The following is a 14,349-nucleotide window of genomic DNA, read 5'->3' as shown; positions in this document are numbered from 1 at the left end:
TGTATTAATTTTAATTCAATAAGAATAATATCCTGGTTTTCTAATGTTATATAGTCTAGATGCTTGCTAGCTCTTAAAATCAAATGTTCTTTTGAAGTTTTTATATGATTTTATTATCATTTTATAATTCAAAAATCTAAAATCGTTCCTCTAAAATCGTAAATCCTTTATATATTTGCACCTCATTAAAAATCAGAACAATGCAAGACGGATTATACGCAAAATTCAACACATCAAAAGGTGAAATATTAGTAGCTTTAGAATATAAGAAAACACCAGGAACGGTAGGTAACTTTGTAGCTTTAGCAGAAGGGAATTTAGAAAACTCTGCAAAACCTCAAGGGACACCGTATTACGACGGACTAAAATTCCATAGGGTTATTCCAGATTTTATGATTCAAGGCGGATGCCCTCAAGGGTCGGGTGCGGGAAACCCAGGATACCAGTTTGATGATGAATTTCATCCAGAATTAAAGCACGATGGCCCAGGTGTATTGTCTATGGCAAATGCAGGTCCTGGTACAAACGGAAGCCAGTTTTTTATTACCCATACCGAAACCGCTTGGTTAGATGGAAAGCACACTATTTTTGGAAAAGTAGCCGAAGGACAGGATGTTGTTGATGCAGTAGCGCAGGGCGATGTTATAGAAAGTGTAGAAATTATAAGAGTAGGGGAAGATGCAGAAGGGTTTAATGCAGTAGAGGCCTTTAGAACTTTTGAAGGTTCTAGAGAAAAAAGATTAGCTGAAGAACGTGCAAAACAAGAAGCAGAACTAGAAAAAGTTGCTGCTGGTTTTGAAAAAACCGATAGTGGTTTGCGTTACCAAATTATACAAAAAGGTAATGGTGTAAAAGCAGAAAAGGGTAAAACAGTTTCAGTGCATTACAAAGGACAACTAATTGATGGCACAGTTTTCGATTCGTCATACAAACGCAACCAGCCTATAGATTTTCCACTTGGGGTTGGGCAAGTTATTCCTGGTTGGGACGAAGGTATTGGTTTATTAAATGTTGGCGATAAAGCACGTTTGGTAATACCAAGCAATTTAGCCTACGGAAGCCGTGGTGCAGGTGGCGTAATACCACCAGATGCTAATTTAATTTTTGATGTTGAGTTAATGGATGTGAAATAAGTTGAGCATAATTTTTATTTAAAAGGTTGTTTATTGCTTTACCATAAAGAATTCTAATAATACACAACAAATTATAAATTTTTAAAAAAGCATCTGTTTAAGGTGCTTTTTTTTATCGTGTACCGTAAGATGTCGTATAATTAAAGAATTGGTCGAGTTTTTTAAGCATTATATTAGGTCTCTGTAGTTTTGCGCGGTGATAAGCGTAAAACAAACTGAATTATATCCTGAAGTCCTCAAGGAATTAAATTATTCTTTTGGGGATGTTTTTATTTTTAATGGTTTTGTTATTTCTGAAATAGAAAGTGGCATTAACTTAAATTGGAAAAACCATGGAAAACTTATTGTTGAGGATATTTCCTGTTATTTAGGGACAGATGGTAGCGATCTTGTGTACATCTCTAATCGTATAAACTCTTATGCGGTTATGGCTGTAGATTGGTTGAAATTCTTCAAAAATAACTATTACCTAAAAGCGTACTATATTGTTTCTAGCAGTCCTAGCAGTAAACTAAATTTATTGGTTGAGAACTTATTTTTCAACAGTAAAATCCAAAGTTTTAATTCTTTGTTTGAAGCTGTTAATTGGGCCAAAAAGGGTAATCTAGAAATTGCTTAATTACAATTAATGATTATTTTAGGGCTTGCTTCTAAATTTAAAACAATTAATTTAAGAAGTAGTATTACGTGTTTTTAAAAATTCTATATAACATAAATTTTTGCTGTAAATGATAAGGCAATTGCACACTAACGATACACAAGCGTTACTTGATATTTATAACTACTACGTTTTAAACAGTGTAGTTACGTTCGATATAGAACCCTTGTCTTTAACTACATTTAGCGAAAAGATAAATCATATTAATTCCCATTACCCTTTTTTAGTTTATGAGGACGAAGGCCATATTTTAGGCTTTGCCTATGCCAGTATGTTTAGGCCAAAACCTGCATATAATTTTACAGTAGAATCTACAGTTTATGTAAAACATAATGCACACGGAAAGCAAATAGGTACAAAGCTTTACAAAGCCCTTATCGACAAGTTAAGAGCAACCAAAGCACATTCTGTTTTAGGAGTTTTAACTATGCCAAATAAAGCTAGTGTAAAACTGCATGAAAAATTTGGATTTAAAAAAGTAGCCCATATTGAAGATGCAGGCTTAAAATTTGATGAGTGGCACGATGTGGGGATTTGGCAACTTAAATTATAGCTTAAATATCATTCTAAAGAATTAGTCTTGCAGGTGCTTTTTAGTTTTAAACTAGGTTTTTATTTTAACTTTTCCACTTAATATTACAACCAATACTTGGTTTTTGGGGTTTGGTATTTTCCTTGCCTTCTATTACACAATCCAATGCATGTCTTAAATCTTTGCCTGATAGCGGAACGCCATTTTCTGGTCTAGAATCATCTAACTGTCCGCGATATACTAATTTTAAATCACTATCAAAAAGATATAAATCTGGGGTACAAGCCGCATCGTAAGCCTTAGCAACTTCTTGTGTTTCATCGTATAAATACGGAAATGGATACCCTTCTGTTTTGGCGTGAATTTTCATTTTTTCAGGGCTATCTTGTGGATAGTTTTCCACATCGTTACTAGAAATAGCTATAAAACTAATTCCTTTTCCGGCGTAAGTATTTGCAATAGCCACTAATTCAGAATTTATATGAATAACAAAAGGGCAATGGTTGCAAATAAAAAGCACCACAGTACCCTTTTCACCCTTTAAATCATTTAAATGTAATGTGTTGCCAGAAACAGTGTCCAACAACGAAAAATCTGGTGCTTTTGTTCCTAACGGAAGCATGTTTGATGGAGTTCTTGCCATAATTTAGAGTTTGTTCAAAGTTCGTAATAATTTGTATTTTTAAAAAATGAGTGAGACAATATCTTTTAATGACTTTGCTAAAGTAGATTTAAGAGTGGGGACAATTATAGCAGTAAACGATTTTCCCGAAGCCAAAAAACCTGCATACCAATTAACGATAGATTTTGGTGATTTAGGTGTGAAAAAGTCTTCGGCTCAAATTACAACGCTATATTCAAAAAAAGAGTTAATTAACAAGCAGATTATTGCTGTTATAAACTTTCCAAAAAAGCAAATAGCCAAATTTATGAGTGATTGCTTGGTTTTAGGCGCCGTTAATGCTAAAGATGTTATATTGTTAAAGCCAGAAACAAAGGTAAGAAACGGCAGTACGGTAACTTAATATTTTATAATTCATCCCTAAAGAATATGGCATTCATTAATAATTTATTGGTACCGTACCAAAATGCTCTAAAATTAGTGTTATCAGTAAAGGCTACTACCTTTCCTTTTCCCAGATTTTTAATTTTTACAGGAACAGTTTCTGCCAAAGCCTCTAAATTGGGTTTAGAAATATAGCCACTTAATAGAGGTGTTTTGGTATATTTTATAGGGTTATTGTAGCTTAAAGAATCTGGTTTCATAAAAATTGTAGTGTTTCTAAACATGGCGAGCATGTTATTTTTATAGCCAAAGTTTATAGGGTGCGACCTATCTAATTTAGCTTCGAAAATAGCACCTCCAATACGTTGTGCCCCTCTAAAATTACTAGCATCTTCAAAAGATATATTTTTGGCAGGAACATCAGTTTTATTAAATTTAGCTTTAATAAATTCTTGTTTTTCTAGCCATTTAACTGTGTTTCTATAGCCAATAATTGTGCCGCCGTTTTTAGTCCATTCCTTAAGCCTTTTTGTTTCAGTATCTCCTAAACTCCTTAAATTAGGTATAATAATAGTGTTATATCTGCTTAAATCTACCCTTGATATATTCTTGGTGTCTAGTTTTGTTGCTGTAATGTTATAACGAGTATCTAGTAAGTGCCAAATTTCGCCAGCATCGTAAGATGAAATTCCATCGCCAACAAGTAGTGCTATGTTTGGTTTTTCTAAACGGCTAAAATTTCTACTTCCTAAATCTATCCCTTGGGTTAAACCTGTATTTACCCCGTTAATGGTTACATGGCTTGCCTTTGCGGCTTTATGAAGAAAAGTATACAAATCCTCGGCATTTAGTTTTTGATTTTGTACGGGCACCATAATAGTGCCATAATCGTAATTTACACCATTTAAACTAAACTGTTTTAGGGCTACTTTAGCCCTTAGGTCTTTATTTAGAATAGTATTTAAAAGTTTTGGAGAATAGTATTCGTGCCATTCCACTAAATAGGCATAATCGCTTTTTGCAGAAACACCACCTTCTCTTAATTTTAAATCGTTTACCTGCTCACCTAGGTTTGAAGTTGCTACATTTTCAGCATAATCTAAATTAAAAGCTAGAGGGAAAGACCACGCAGAAATATCATAAAATAAACTATCTTGAAATGTTGTTCGTTTTTCGAACATGGCATTAATTAGCCTGCTGTTTTTTTGGTGTTTAGGAACAATATAACTGTAGCCTTTTTTAAAGTTTTTGCCATCAATACTAAAATCGTCCTTTATGTCGTGAATTATAATTTTATGCCTATTTAAAATTTCTGCTAAATGAAAAGTTTTGGCAGCATCTTTTTCATCTCCAAAAACTATGGCCTTGGTATGTTGTTTAGCACTTTCCTTCCTTGCGTTTTTGTAGAAGTTGTGCTGATATTTTAAAATTTCCTCACGAAGGTTATTTGCAGCTTTTAAAGTAGATAGGCTTGTTGTAAATTGGTTGCGAATGGTGAATGGAAAGGTTAAAATACCATTATCGCTTTCTTGTATATGACCTCTAGAGCTGGCTTGTTCAAATAAAATCCCAATGCTTCCATTAATATCAGGAAATGTAGAGCCTTTACCGTAATAAAAGTCGTCGTAGCTTTCTTCGGTAAAATATAAAGACCCAATTTTATCTAAAGCTTTAGCGTGGTAATTTCCAATTTTTGCTGTTAATTCTTGGTTTAGCTTAGGGGTTAAAGGGTGTGTTCTTGAAGGAATTCCCGGTTGAAAAAAGAACGTAGAATTTGTCCCCATTTCATGATGGTCTGTTAGAATATTTGGTAACCATTTATGGAATGTTTTTATGCGGGCACGAGATTCTGGTAATTGCACAGGTAGCCAATCCCTATTCATATCAAACCAGTAATGGTTTGTTCTGCCACCGGGCCAAACCTCACTATACTCCCTATCGTTAGGGTCTGGGTTTAAATTTATGTTTTTGTTAGTGTTTGCCCAATAGGCAAAGCGCTGTAAGCCATCTGGATTAAAAGCAGGATCTAAAAGAATAACGGTGTTTTGTAGCATGTTTTCTATTGCGTTTCCTTGAGCGGCGGCTAAATAGTAGGCTACTAATAATGCCGCATTGGAACCACTTGGCTCGTTACCATGAATGGAATAGCCTTGGTATACAACTATTGGCCTATTTTTGGTATTTATAGCGGTATCAGTATTTGTGGCTTCAATATGGTTGTTACGAATAGTTTCTATATTCTTAATATTTTCAGGAGAAGTTATTGTTAATAAAAGTAGAGGCCTATCTTCAAAGGTTTTTCCTCGGTTTTCTATTGCTATTCTATCTGAAGCTTCTGCTAGCGCGTACATGTACTGCACTAATTTATCGTGTGTAACATGCCATTTGCCTACTGGGTGCCCAATAACGCTTTCGGGAGTTGGAATATTGGTATTGTAGGTTACGTTTTGTGGTAGATAATATGAAAGTTCAGTATTGTTTTGAGATGTTAAAGCGAATGCAAACAATAAGAAACATAGGAGTAGAAGCTTTTTCATAAAAAAAATTTTGAGTTTAAAGATAAAAAAACCGCTATTAAAAATAGCGGTTAGGTTTTTATAAATCTTTGTTAAAGCTTAGATATCATCAAAATCTATATCGGTAAAACTCTCTGTAGACTTTGGCGTGTCTATGGTGCTTTCAACAGCTGGTTTTTCGTAATCTTTTTTGAAATCTTTTTGGTGTCTTTCACTAATAACCTCATCGCCTTTTTCTCTAATGATGAAATCAGTCATTTCAGCTAGAATTTCTTTAAATTCAGTAAAATCTTCTTTATAGATATAGATTTTATGTTTTTTGTAGTGGTACGATCCATCGTCGTTTGTAAACTTCTTACTTTCGGTAATTGTTAAGTAATAATCATCAGCTTTTGTAGCTCTAACATCAAAAAAATAGGTGCGTCTTCCAGCTCTTAGTACTTTAGAAAAAATTTCCTCTTTCTCCATCATGCCGTTGTTATTCATTATACTTTCAAATTAATTTAATAACTCCTTGTTAACATCAAAAATCTAAAAAAAACCTAAACTTACCAACATTTTTTAAAGTTTCTTTTGTAAAATCCCATTTTTGTAGCATAAAATTGAAACAGCCATAATGCAAAAAAAGGATTTAATTAATTTTACTCTCGCCAGTTTCGCTAAGTTGCTTTAAATAAAGTTCTTTGTAGTAGCCATTTACATCTATAAGTGTTTCATGGCTTCCTTTTTGGACAATTTTTCCATCTTCCAATACTATTATTTTATCTGCGTTTTTAGCTGAAGATACACGGTGGCTAACAATAATGGTGGTTTTCCCTTTAGTTATTTTAAAAAGATTTTTTAATATTTTTTCTTCTGTTTCGGTATCTACGGCAGATAAACAATCGTCGAACAACAATATTTTAGGTGACTTAATTATGGCTCTAGCTATAGAAACGCGCTGTTTTTGTCCTCCAGATAAGGTAATACCACGTTCTCCTAAAACAGTATTGTAGCCTTTGTTGAATTTTGTTATGTTTTTATGTACTTGTGCATTTTTGGCAGCAGCAATTACCTCATCGTCAGTAGCGTCTTCTTTTCCAAATTTAATATTATTTTTTATGGAATCTGAAAACAAAAAGGCATCTTGTGGTACATAACCAATATTACTTCTTAAATCGGATAAATTATGCTCATTTATTTTAATATTATTCAGTAATATTTCACCAGAATCAACATCATAAAGTCTACCAACTAAATCTAAGATTGTGGATTTTCCAGAACCTGTTTTGCCTAAAATAGCTAAAGTTTCCCCTGCTTTTATTTCAAAAGAAACATTTTTTAATGCTTGTATGTTGGTGTCGTCATAGGTAAACGATACATTTTTAAATGTAATGTCTCCCGTAATTTCTGTGTGGCCTTCAACGTTGTTTTTAATCTCAGGTTCAATCTTCAAAAATTCATTAATACGTTTTTGGGATGCTTCGGCTTGTTGTACAATAGAGGTTACCCAGCCTACAGTGGCTACAGGCCATGTGAGCATATTAACATAAATTATAAACTCTGCAATGGTACCTAAACTTTCTATTTTTCCATTAATGTATTGCATACCGCCAATGTAAATTACTAACAGGTTACTGGTACCTATAAGCAATATCATCATAGGAAAAAATAAGGCTTGTACACTTACTAAATGTAATTGTTTTTCTTTGCTGGTTGTAGATAATGCATCAAAATCTGCTGATGTTTTTGGTTCTATATTATAAGCTTTTATTACCGAAATACCACTGAAGGATTCCTGGGTAAACGTAGAGAGTTTTGATAAATATTCTTGTACAATGGTACTGCGCTTATGAATTTCTTTACTTAGTTTATAAATGATTACCGATAAAATAGGCAAAGGTATAACGGTATATAGCGTTAGGGTAGGCGCTTGGTTAAACATATAAATTAATGCAATTACAAAAAGCGTAACTGTGTTGATACTGTACATTATAGCAGGACCAGCATACATGCGTACACGCCCTACATCTTCACTTATACGGTTCATTAAATCGCCCGTTCTGTTTTTTTTGTAAAAATTTAAGGATAGTTTTTGGTACTGGGCGTACACCTCGTTTTTTAAGTCGTACTCTATGTAGCGCGATACATTAATAATAGTTTGGCGCATTAAAAAGGTGAAAATTCCAGCTATAACTGCTGCACCAATAATGTATAGAATGGCTTCGAGTAATTCTGCCCTAATTTCAGTTTCTTCAAGTCCTGCTTTGTTTTCAATAATTTCAAAAATGCGCCTTATGTATCGTGGCGTAAACAATAAAAAAATTCTAGCTACAATTGTAATTACAATCCCAATTAATAAATGAGATTTATATTTTAAAAAGTATTTATTGAGGTGCTTGAGTTCTTTCACTTAAATTAAGAAAAAATGAGTAGCAAATATACATCAATAAAAACGTAATTGAGATATTTAACCTGTAGCTAACTGTTAAATAATAGCTAAAAGAAATTAATTTAATAAAACTAAAATTCATGATATGTTTAGAATAAACTTTATTAAAATAGTACTATTTTTGCCAGCACAAAAAAGTAAAAAACATAAAAACCCGTTTTAACTTAAGTTCTTTGTAATGATGCTAAACAGAAGACATATTCGCGTAAAAGTAATGCAAACCATTTATGCTTTTAATGGAAGCGAAAGTGATGATTTAAAGAAAGATGAAAAATTTTTAGTGTTTAGCATAGAGAATATGCATAACCTCTACATTCTTATAATGTCCTTACTGCTCGAAGTTCAAAAAAGAGCAGAAAAAGATTTAGAAAAAAAACAAAAAAAGCATTTAGCTACATCGGAGGATAAAAACCCCAATAAAAAGTTTATAAACAATCAAGTGTTTCAGCTAATACAACAGAATGAAACACTACTAAGTAGCATTAAAAATAATAAGGCGATAAACTGGGAGTTAGATAGTGAGTATGTAGATATTATTTTTAAAGCTATAATTAATAGTGATTTGTATGAAGATTACATGCAAACACGGACCTCTGATTTTAAGGAAGATAAAGATTTTTTTATCGATATATTTAAGGAAATTATAGCTCCAAACAACAAGCTTTACGATTATATTGAAGACAAGAGCTTAACTTGGTTAGATGACTTGCCAACAGTAAATACATTGATATTAAAGTTATTTAGAAAATTAAAGGTAAATACTACCGATGCCCACTTTACACCAAAATTGTACAAGGATGCTGATGATAAACAATTTGCAATAGACTTGTTGAAAAAAACAATTTTAAATGCCACTACTATTAATGCTGAAATCGCCAAAAAAACAAAAAATTGGGATGCCGATAGAATAGCAAATTTAGACTATGTTTTACTGCAAATGGGTATTTGCGAATTACAGCATTTTCCATCCATTCCTGTAAAGGTTACTATTAATGAGTATTTAGAAATTGCTAAAGAATACTCTACCCCAAAAAGCAGCATTTTTATTAATGGTATTTTAGATAAATTGGTAAAAGAATACAAAAAAGAAGATAAACTAAATAAGGTAGGTAGAGGTTTAATGTAAATAAACCCTGTTAAGAAGCTCTAAAAAGTTTTTAAACAGTTAAATAATTGCTATTTTTACGCACCAAATCATAAAAACAACAAATTATGAAAAAAATAATATTAGCGCTAAGTGCATTATGCTTAGTTGCCTTTACAAGTTGTAAAGAAGATGCTACCAAAAAAATTAGTGAAGCCAATGTAGCTAAAGCGGCAGAGAGAGATGCAGTTGCATCTAAATTCCCAGTGTTAACGTTTGATAAAACGGAACACGATTTTGGCGAAATTGAAGCTAAAACTCAAGTAGAAACTGTATTTAAATATAAAAACACAGGAGAAGCCCCTTTGGTAATAACCAATATTAAAAGTACCTGTGGGTGTACTGTACCAAAAGATTGGAGCAGAGAGCCTTTAGCCCCAGGTGGCGAAGGCCAGTTTACCGTAAAATTTAACGGTAGTGGTTCTAATAAAGTTTCTAAAACTATCACAGTTACAGCAAATACCGAAAAAGGATCTGAAAACGTAAAAATTACAGCATTTGTAAAGCCAGATCCAAATACAGCTAAACCAGCGCAAAGCTAAATTATAAAACATGGGAGAAGGAGGATTCGGCAGTTTATTGCCATTTGTATTAATGTTTGTAGTCATCTATTTCTTTATGATTGCACCACAAATGAAACGTGCTAAAAAAGAAAAGAAATTTGCAGCAGAGTTAAAAAAAGGAGATAGGGTTGTAACTAAAAGCGGCTTACATGGAAAAATTGCAGAGCTAAACGATAAAGATAATTCTTGTATTATTGAAACTTTGGCGGGTAAGCTAAAGTTTGACCGTTCTGCAATATCTATGGAAATGAGCACAAAGCTTAACGCCCCTGTAGCAACAAAAAAATAATACTATTAATATTTTAATATAAAGACTCTCCTAAATGGAGAGTTTTTTTGTTTACAATACATTCATTCTACAAAGGTTATAATTATCTTAACACTAGATATTTGCCAGCAGCCATCTGTTTTTGTATTTTTGCAAAATGGGAAAAGGAATGCATGACAAGAAAAACGACAGGATATTTAGTTTCAACTTTCTAGTTTTTAGAAATCAACCTAATAAGTTTATTCCCCCAGCTTTATAATTAATTTAAGGTTGTTTTATCCACGGCCTTTTACTCATCTTTAATTAAATACTTTATTAAAAGTATTTTCTATCACCCCTAACTAATTCATCAAGAATTACCAAAGCTATACCATTTAAGGTATTGCAAAAAATAACGCACGTTAATGACTATTAAAACTTTTGATGCTTTTACAAGGCTATCAATTATAGATATAAACCGTATAACTAATTTTTTATATGAGCATTCTGGCGAGTACAAGGACAGCAAGAGTGCCATTAAAAAAGCATTGTTGTATGCCGCAAAGGAAATCCCAGGACTTGGTGGGTGCGTTTTTGTAATGGAGCAAAAAAATGAAATCCTTGGCGTTTCGGTTATAAATAAAACGGGAATGAATGAATATATCTCCGAAAATATATTGGTATACATAGCTGTAAAAAAAGATTTTAGAGGTCATGGCATAGCAAAAAAACTAATGAATTACACCATAGAATATTGTAGCGGCGATATAACACTACACATAAATAAAAGTAATCCTGCAATAGCATTGTTTAGAAAATTAGGATTCAAATCAAAAAATATAGAAATGAGGTTAGAAAGAATTTAATTCTAATTACTCATTCGTTAAAACAATAATACAAATGAAAATATTACACATAAAAAGAATAACAAAACACGAACAGCGACATACAGTAAAAATGGGAGTTTTAAATACAAAAGTTACCTACATAAAAAAGTATTTATTTGGGCTTCCCATAAAAACGTTGCATAAATATAGAGAAACCTATTATGGTGAAGTTAAAGACTGTAACGATTGTATGTTGTTCATCTAAATAATATAAACACACTAAATATAAAACATGAAAGTATTAGTTATTGGTGCAGGTAATATGGGTCTTACCTACGCAGAAGGAATGTCTAAATCTAAACTCTTAAAGAAAAAGAACATAATGGTTTTAGACAAGTCTGAAGAAAAACTTCAGGCCTTACATAAAATAGCACATTTTGATGCCTTTGATGCGTTAGAAGATTGCGTACCTAAAGCCGATATTATTTTTGTAGCAGTAAAACCTTACCATGCCGAAGATGTATTTAAATCTATTCAAGCATTGGTAAAGCCTCAGCAAATTATTATTTCCATCATGGCAGGTGTAACCATACCAAAAATTAAGGAAATAACAGGCTTGCAAAAAATTGTTAGGGCAATGCCAAATTTACCAGCACAAATAGGTAAAGGGTTAACATCTTATGTAGCATCTCCCGAGGTATCGCGCATAGAACTTTTAACGGTAGAAAGTTTATTAGATACCACTGGAAAATCTATAAAAGTTTCAAATGAGGAATTAATCGATGCCTCTACGGGTATTTCAGGAAGTGGGCCAGCATATGTATTTTACTTTATGCAAAGTATGATGGAGGCAGCACTTCAAATGGGCTTTTCAAAGAACGATTCAACAGTTTTGGTGAGCCAAACCTTTACAGGTGCCGTAGAATTGTTTAACCAATCAAATTTATCACCTAATTCTTGGATGGAACGTGTAGCCTCTAAAGGAGGCACAACACGTGCAGCTCTAGATTCTATGGATGATAATAATATAAACGAATTAATTAAAGAAGCAGCCTTTGCGGCTTTTAACCGTGCCGTTGAATTAGGTAAAGAATACTAAAATGTATAAAGAAATAATAGTGATTAAAGTTGGTACAAATGTAATGACCAACAAAGACAACCGAATAGTAAGACCAGTTTTAAGGCGTTTAGTAAGACAAATCGCAGAACTTTACGAAAGAGATATTATGACGCTTTTAGTGTCTTCTGGTTCCGTAATAGCTGGTAGGGAAGTGCTTGGAGATTCTAAAATTGAAAATGATACTCAAAGACGACAAGTATACTCTGCCATAGGGCAACCAAGAATGATGCGACTTTACTACAATATTTTTCATGAATATGGTATGAAATGTGCCCAAGTATTACCAACAAAACGAGATTTTAGTCCAGGCGTACACAGAGAAAATATGATTAATTGTTGTGAAGGGCTGTTGGCCGAAGGTGTAATACCCATTGCCAATGAAGATGATGCGGTATCCGTTACTATGTCTATGTTCTCTGATAACGACGAATTGGCGAGCTTAATTGCCCAATTAATAAATGCCGATAAGCTTATTATTTTAACCGATATAGATGGGCTATACACAGGGCATCCAGAAGAAAAGGATAGTAATTTAATTACCAATGTAGATCCCGAGGATAACGTAGATAAATACATTAAAGAAAATGACAAAAGTGAAGGTGAAGGTAGAGGTGGCATGGGCTCTAAACTAGACTATGCACAACAAGCCGCCGCTAATAATGTGCCTACTTACATTGCCAATGGTAAACGAGACAACACTATAATAGATATTATAGATGGCAAGGACGTAGGTACTAAAGTATCACTCTAAAAAAAATAAAATGGAATTATTAAGTACAACTATAAAAAACAATGTTTTGCAGAGTATGATAAAGCTTTTGCAGAACAACCAACATGCATTGCTAGAAGCTAACAAAAAAGATGTAGATGCTTTTAATAGTGAGGACCAAGCTATGTACGATCGTTTAATTATAAACGAAAAGAAAATTAAAGGAATGGTAACTGCTGTTGAAGAAGTATTACAGCAGGAAGATCCCGTAAACCAAATTATAAGCTCTAACACGCTAAATTCAGGTTTAAAAGTGGTAAATAAAACGGCGCCTTTTGGCACAATTATGATTATTTACGAATCTAGACCAGATGTAACAGTAGAGGCCACCGTTTTAGCCTTTAAGGCCAACAATAAAATTTTGCTTAAAGGTGGGAAAGAAGCACTGCATAGCAATAAAGCCATTGTAGCACTATGGCATAAAGCACTAGAAGCACATAATTTAAGTACAGATTATATTCAGCTGCTACAAATGAATAGGCAAGAAACACAAGAATTTTTAAAAAACCCAACCGAATCTCTAGATTTAATAGTACCAAGAGGAGGAGAACAGTTAATTAAGTTTGTGAAAGAACATGCAAACTGCGCGGTTTTGGTAAGTGGAAGAGGCAATAACTTTTTGTATGTTGATACAGAAGCAGATTGGAAAAAAACTATAGAAGTTATACTAAATGCTAAAACCGATAAAATATCGGCTTGTAACGCATTGGATAAAATTCTTATCAACGAAAATATTTCAGATTATAAAGGTAAACTGCAAATTTTAAATGATATTTTAAAGCAAAACAAAGTAAAGGTTTTGGTTGACGAAAACACTAAAAAAGTTTTAAGTGAGGCACCTTTAGTAGAAGATAATGCCGTATGGTACCAAGAGTTTTTAGAAATGAAATGCTGTATTGGTACTGTAGCTTCAATTACCGAAGCTATTATTGCCATAAATGAATATTCTGGAGGACATTCGGCAACCATAATGACCAATGATGATACCAAAGCCAAAACATTTATGGAACAAGTAGATTGTGCTGTGGTATACCAAAATGCTTCCACACGATTTACCGATGGCGGACAAATAGGTGTAGGTGCAGAATTAGCCATTAGTACGGATAAATTACACCATAGAGGCCCTCTGGGACTTAAAGAATTGGTAACAAATAAGTATTATGTATACGGCGATGGCCATGTAAGAGTTTAAAAAAGGACTTAACAATTTATATATTATCATGTAAAGAGGTCGTCTAAAAAGTAATTTTTAGGCGATTTTCTTTTTGGTTATTTTTCAGTTTGTTTTTTTTGACGTTGAATTTTTGTTACAAAACGCTCAATATAAAAAAGCAAAAGTGATTTTATATTGCCAAACTATACTTTTTAAGGTTGTGGGCCATTGCAATTAGCCCTATTTCAAC

16 protein-coding genes are annotated in these 14,349 nt (G+C 33.0%); 12 read left to right on the top strand and 4 right to left on the bottom strand.

Annotated elements, in window-relative coordinates; all coding sequences use genetic code 11:
• The first annotated feature begins 200 nt into the window (after positions 1-200).
• The 3 genes from CLV33_RS13780 to CLV33_RS13770 all read left to right on the top strand — a co-directional run bounded on the left by CLV33_RS13780 (position 201) and on the right by CLV33_RS13770 (position 2,344).
• Entirely contained in the window at positions 201-1,133 is a 933-nt protein-coding gene (locus CLV33_RS13780) for a peptidylprolyl isomerase (RefSeq protein WP_105474403.1), read from the top strand.
• A gap of 196 nt (positions 1,134-1,329) precedes the next feature.
• Positions 1,330-1,752, top strand: coding sequence for a hypothetical protein (locus CLV33_RS13775; protein WP_105474402.1), 423 nt, complete (start codon positions 1,330-1,332; stop codon positions 1,750-1,752).
• A gap of 109 nt (positions 1,753-1,861) precedes the next feature.
• Complete coding sequence (locus CLV33_RS13770) at positions 1,862-2,344, top strand: GNAT family N-acetyltransferase (RefSeq protein ID WP_105474401.1); 483 nt, start codon at positions 1,862-1,864, stop codon at positions 2,342-2,344.
• A 64-nt stretch (positions 2,345-2,408) separates the two neighbouring features.
• On the opposite strand, the gene CLV33_RS13765 is transcribed toward CLV33_RS13770, so the two are convergent.
• On the bottom strand, positions 2,409-2,966 hold the full coding sequence (locus CLV33_RS13765; protein WP_105474400.1) for a thioredoxin family protein: 558 nt from the start codon (positions 2,964-2,966) through the stop codon (positions 2,409-2,411).
• A 46-nt stretch (positions 2,967-3,012) separates the two neighbouring features.
• On the opposite strand from CLV33_RS13765, the gene CLV33_RS13760 reads away from it, so the two are divergent.
• Entirely contained in the window at positions 3,013-3,348 is a 336-nt protein-coding gene (locus CLV33_RS13760) for a tRNA-binding protein (RefSeq protein WP_105474399.1), read from the top strand.
• Positions 3,349-3,352: 4 nt separating this feature from the next.
• On the opposite strand, the gene CLV33_RS13755 is transcribed toward CLV33_RS13760, so the two are convergent.
• From CLV33_RS13755 to CLV33_RS13745, 3 genes are all read right to left on the bottom strand, one after another.
• Entirely contained in the window at positions 3,353-5,866 is a 2,514-nt protein-coding gene (locus CLV33_RS13755; RefSeq protein ID WP_105474398.1) for a M14 family metallopeptidase, read from the bottom strand.
• A gap of 78 nt (positions 5,867-5,944) precedes the next feature.
• On the bottom strand, positions 5,945-6,331 hold the full coding sequence (locus CLV33_RS13750) for a PUR family DNA/RNA-binding protein (protein WP_042242631.1): 387 nt from the start codon (positions 6,329-6,331) through the stop codon (positions 5,945-5,947).
• 145 nt (positions 6,332-6,476) lie between these two features.
• Positions 6,477-8,237, bottom strand: a complete 1,761-nt coding sequence (locus tag CLV33_RS13745; RefSeq protein ID WP_105474397.1) for an ABC transporter ATP-binding protein — start codon at positions 8,235-8,237, stop codon at positions 6,477-6,479.
• Positions 8,238-8,454: 217 nt separating this feature from the next.
• On the opposite strand from CLV33_RS13745, the gene nusB reads away from it, so the two are divergent.
• The 8 genes from nusB to CLV33_RS13705 all read left to right on the top strand — a co-directional run bounded on the left by nusB (position 8,455) and on the right by CLV33_RS13705 (position 14,138).
• Positions 8,455-9,402, top strand: a complete 948-nt coding sequence (gene nusB, locus CLV33_RS13740) for a transcription antitermination factor NusB (RefSeq protein ID WP_244906437.1) — start codon at positions 8,455-8,457, stop codon at positions 9,400-9,402.
• Between the two features lie 86 nt (positions 9,403-9,488).
• Positions 9,489-9,962 carry a DUF1573 domain-containing protein gene (locus CLV33_RS13735; protein WP_042242636.1) on the top strand — a complete coding sequence of 158 codons (474 nt, stop codon included), beginning with the start codon at positions 9,489-9,491 and terminating at the stop codon, positions 9,960-9,962.
• A gap of 10 nt (positions 9,963-9,972) precedes the next feature.
• Positions 9,973-10,272: a preprotein translocase subunit YajC gene (gene yajC, locus CLV33_RS13730; RefSeq protein ID WP_042242638.1), complete on the top strand. Its 300-nt coding sequence runs from the start codon at positions 9,973-9,975 to the stop codon at positions 10,270-10,272.
• Positions 10,273-10,655: 383 nt separating this feature from the next.
• On the top strand, positions 10,656-11,096 hold the full coding sequence (locus tag CLV33_RS13725) for a GNAT family N-acetyltransferase (RefSeq protein WP_042242641.1): 441 nt from the start codon (positions 10,656-10,658) through the stop codon (positions 11,094-11,096).
• A 34-nt stretch (positions 11,097-11,130) separates the two neighbouring features.
• Complete coding sequence (locus CLV33_RS13720; protein ID WP_042242644.1) at positions 11,131-11,322, top strand: hypothetical protein; 192 nt, start codon at positions 11,131-11,133, stop codon at positions 11,320-11,322.
• Between the two features lie 27 nt (positions 11,323-11,349).
• Positions 11,350-12,156: a pyrroline-5-carboxylate reductase gene (gene proC, locus CLV33_RS13715; protein ID WP_042242647.1), complete on the top strand. Its 807-nt coding sequence runs from the start codon at positions 11,350-11,352 to the stop codon at positions 12,154-12,156.
• Position 12,157: 1 nt separating this feature from the next.
• A complete protein-coding gene (proB, locus tag CLV33_RS13710) occupies positions 12,158-12,928 on the top strand; it encodes a glutamate 5-kinase (RefSeq protein WP_105474396.1) in 771 nt (256 codons plus the stop codon).
• A gap of 10 nt (positions 12,929-12,938) precedes the next feature.
• On the top strand, positions 12,939-14,138 hold the full coding sequence (locus CLV33_RS13705; RefSeq protein ID WP_105474395.1) for a glutamate-5-semialdehyde dehydrogenase: 1,200 nt from the start codon (positions 12,939-12,941) through the stop codon (positions 14,136-14,138).
• Positions 14,139-14,349: the final 211 nt, after the last annotated feature.

Source organism: Jejuia pallidilutea, assembly GCF_002973595.1.
Lineage (GTDB): Bacteria > Bacteroidota > Bacteroidia > Flavobacteriales > Flavobacteriaceae > Jejuia > Jejuia pallidilutea.
Note: the sequence above shows the minus strand (reverse complement) of the source record. Positions and strands in the feature narration are given on the sequence as shown.

Bases quoted from the DNA above. Each gene is read 5' to 3' on its own strand.
- CLV33_RS13780 (WP_105474403.1), top strand. From the start codon at position 201: ATGCAAGACGGATTATACGCAAAATTCAACACATCAAAAGGTGAAATA.
- CLV33_RS13770 (WP_105474401.1), top strand. From the start codon at position 1,862: ATGATAAGGCAATTGCACACTAACGATACACAAGCGTTACTTGATATT.
- CLV33_RS13765 (WP_105474400.1), bottom strand. From the start codon at position 2,966: ATGGCAAGAACTCCATCAAACATGCTTCCGTTAGGAACAAAAGCACCA.
- CLV33_RS13760 (WP_105474399.1), top strand. From the start codon at position 3,013: ATGAGTGAGACAATATCTTTTAATGACTTTGCTAAAGTAGATTTAAGA.
- CLV33_RS13755 (WP_105474398.1), bottom strand. From the start codon at position 5,866: ATGAAAAAGCTTCTACTCCTATGTTTCTTATTGTTTGCATTCGCTTTA.
- CLV33_RS13750 (WP_042242631.1), bottom strand. From the start codon at position 6,331: ATGAATAACAACGGCATGATGGAGAAAGAGGAAATTTTTTCTAAAGTA.
- nusB (WP_244906437.1), top strand. From the start codon at position 8,455: ATGATGCTAAACAGAAGACATATTCGCGTAAAAGTAATGCAAACCATT.
- CLV33_RS13735 (WP_042242636.1), top strand. From the start codon at position 9,489: ATGAAAAAAATAATATTAGCGCTAAGTGCATTATGCTTAGTTGCCTTT.
- yajC (WP_042242638.1), top strand. From the start codon at position 9,973: ATGGGAGAAGGAGGATTCGGCAGTTTATTGCCATTTGTATTAATGTTT.
- CLV33_RS13725 (WP_042242641.1), top strand. From the start codon at position 10,656: ATGACTATTAAAACTTTTGATGCTTTTACAAGGCTATCAATTATAGAT.
- CLV33_RS13720 (WP_042242644.1), top strand. From the start codon at position 11,131: ATGAAAATATTACACATAAAAAGAATAACAAAACACGAACAGCGACAT.
- proC (WP_042242647.1), top strand. From the start codon at position 11,350: ATGAAAGTATTAGTTATTGGTGCAGGTAATATGGGTCTTACCTACGCA.
- proB (WP_105474396.1), top strand. From the start codon at position 12,158: ATGTATAAAGAAATAATAGTGATTAAAGTTGGTACAAATGTAATGACC.
- CLV33_RS13705 (WP_105474395.1), top strand. From the start codon at position 12,939: ATGGAATTATTAAGTACAACTATAAAAAACAATGTTTTGCAGAGTATG.